Annotated in this window: 1 protein-coding gene and 3 pseudogenes; all 4 read right to left on the reverse strand. The window is 42.0% G+C overall.

Annotated elements, in window-relative coordinates; translation table 11 throughout:
• Window positions 1–116, reverse strand: a pseudogene (locus F6K20_RS36175) (IS630 family transposase); the annotation flags it as partial.
• Window positions 117–210: 94 nt separating this feature from the next.
• Window positions 211–549 (reverse strand): annotated as a pseudogene (locus F6K20_RS36180) (restriction endonuclease subunit R); the annotation flags it as partial.
• Window positions 550–702: 153 nt separating this feature from the next.
• Window positions 703–1,719, reverse strand: a complete 1,017-nt coding sequence (locus F6K20_RS36185) for a tetratricopeptide repeat protein (protein ID WP_287298052.1) — start codon at window positions 1,717–1,719, stop codon at window positions 703–705.
• 55 nt (window positions 1,720–1,774) lie between these two features.
• A pseudogene (locus F6K20_RS36190) lies at window positions 1,775–1,991 on the reverse strand (hypothetical protein); the annotation flags it as partial.

A 1,991-nucleotide genomic window follows, 5' to 3' on the forward strand; every position in this document is an offset into this window, starting at 1 on the left:
CAACCCAAAACTTCAGCAATTTCTAACTGTGTTTTTCCACTATTCAACAACAGCAAAATTAAAATACGTTCTCTAATATTTCCATTTTCTTCTATTTTTAAGGCTTTTTGAAGTATTGTTTTTTGCTGTCAGATAATTTTTTGCTGGCATATTTCCTATTATTGGGTTATTTATTAATTTTTATTATACCAATTTAAATGCCGAACAGCTTACATCGATATTTCCTCTGACGATAACTCCCCGGTCTTCTTCGGCAATTTCTACAGACTTCTCTGACTTGATGTGAAAAGGAGGCAAGTATAACCCTGCTAAATCTAACAAGGGAGAGAGCACAACCATTTTGACGGTGTTTTCTAACAGAGGAGGATATTTCGTTAAATTTGTATAACTAACCTTGACTCGGTCTAATCTTTCTTTTTCCGTAGCAGTAATTTCTGGCAAATCATCTTGCCACTCTCGAAAAAATTCGTTATCCTCAACTAAGTGAATCCCAAATTTTGTTTCTAATTCGTATAGAGTAATTTCTCTGGCTGGTATAGTTTGAATCATATCTAGCAATTCTCAGAACGAGTGAGGTAAAAATATCTGGGTTTTAGGGAGCTTCGGAGCAGGGAGTAGGGAGTAGGTAATATGGCCGCAAAACATATCACAATTCATTTAGGATTGGTATAGCCAGTGTTAATCCCTAGGGAATCTCAAATCTTACTTTAACTCTGACAGTTGCTTTTCTAATTCCCCTACCCGTTTTCGGTCCCCAAACTGTTCATAGATTGCCTTCGCTTGTTCTAACAAACTCACTCCTTCTTGCCGATTCCCACGAGCATACTGAACCTCCCCTAATCCAGCTTTGGCTGCTGCTAGTTCTTCCCAATGCTCAGTTGCTGTGGTCAGTTCTACTGCCTTTGAATAAGGACCCTTAGCTTCCACAACTAGTCCTATCCGTTTATACAAATCACCCAGTAAGCGATAAATCGGTGCTATTTTTTGATCGTTTTCTTGTCCTTCCAGGATTTCAATGGCCTCAGCCGTTAAATCGTAGTCAGCATAGAGTTCAGCTAGAGCTAAGGGCTTGAACTCCTTTGGTAGATTCTGTTCCTGAATCCGCCGAGCAATAACCTGAATTTCTCTAGCTTGATCTGACTTAATCCGCGTAAATCCTAGTCCTCCAGTGCTATCTTCTGTAGAGGCACGATTTCTATCAGTCTCGACGACCAACTTATAACTAACTCCAGGTTTTAGTGGCTTACTTCCTGGATAAACAACCTGACAAATACCCTGTTGACAAACCTGCTCTCGACTAAATTCCTCAGTCCAATTCAAGCCTCGCCCTCTCACTGTTACCATGAAACTGCTAGCATCGGTGGCATCATGCCAGCTTAGAGTGGGCTTGTCAGTCAGTAAACGAGTTGCCCGTGGGCTGATAATGTAGGGAATAGAGGAGCTTACCGGACGTGCTCTGACAATTCTCCTGGAGCTTTTAATTCGCGGTGGTGGACATATGCCATTAATGCCTGTTGTTACCCCAGCAGGTACAGAGTGAGTTTTACCATGATCACAAAATAGTTTAACCCTAACCCCCGATGGTGGTCTCAGCAGATCCCCTGGATTTATCGTGGTATAGTTAGGCACTGGATGGAAACGTGACCATCCCTCCCGTTCTAGCTCAACTCTACCCGTGGTTTTAAAAATCCAATGCCCTGCCAGTACTGGCTTACTCACCAGGCTTCCCAACATAATCATAACTATGGTCAAGATCGGGGCAGAGCAAATCAGCTTACTTAGTCGATTCACTAGTCTTATCTTTAACACCTACTTGAGCATCTATACGTTCACGAGCCATCCCAACCCAGATATCTTCATCAGGGTTACGGATATCAGTATAGCGTAAACAAATTTTCCATTCTGCCAAGGCATTGTCTGGATCTTTTTCTGGTTTGTTTTCAATGACTTGCGCTAATAAACAGTGAGCCGCTGCCGGAGTTCGCGTAAAA

Origin of the sequence: Moorena sp. SIO2C4 (assembly GCF_010672485.1) — a bacterium.
Taxonomy (GTDB): Bacteria; Cyanobacteriota; Cyanobacteriia; order Cyanobacteriales; family Coleofasciculaceae; genus Moorena; species Moorena producens.